Below are 589 nucleotides of genomic sequence, written 5' to 3' on the forward strand. Positions count from 1 at the left end.
CACGTCGAGGTAGATTCCCATGCGTTACTCACCCGTCCGCCACTCTACTCGCCCCGAAGGACTTTCGCGTTCGACTTGCATGTGTTAGGCATGCCGCCAGCGTTCAATCTGAGCCAGGATCAAACTCTTCAGTTCAAATCCCGCCAAATGCCGAAGCACTCGACGTCTTTCCTTGCTCAACAAACTCTTCGTCACCGAAGTGCTTGCCGATGTCTCTTTGGAATCATCCAAACAACACCGGAGCACCCGCACAAATTATCTGATGACCCGATTGTTAAAGATCTGCGTCTCGTCTTCGGTGCCGCGAAACTTCCGCTGCGCCAAGACCGACAATTCTACAGGACCCGAGGAACTTGTCAACCCCCTCGTTTCGGCGTCCCGCCCGCCCCGCCCGGCCCTCCTGGACCGCCTCGCTTCGGTCTCCCCTCAGCGAGCCGCGCATTCTAGCGTATCGCGGGGTTTCGTCAACCCCTCAATCCGACCCGAACCGCGATCCCTCCCTCTTCCCCCGACCCTCGGGGTCCATCCTCCCTACCGCGCCTCCCTCAGCGAGCCGCGCATTCTATACCTCTACAGGCCACTGTCAATG

General features: G+C 58.9%; 1 rRNA gene. It reads right to left on the reverse strand.

Annotation, left to right across the window (positions count from 1 at the left end):
* Positions 1–135, reverse strand: a 16S ribosomal RNA gene (locus tag THIMADRAFT_RS24245); the annotation flags it as partial.
* Positions 136–589 lie beyond the last annotated feature (454 nt).

Origin of the sequence: Thiocapsa marina 5811 (assembly GCF_000223985.1) — a bacterium.
Taxonomy (GTDB): domain Bacteria; phylum Pseudomonadota; class Gammaproteobacteria; order Chromatiales; family Chromatiaceae; genus Thiocapsa; species Thiocapsa marina.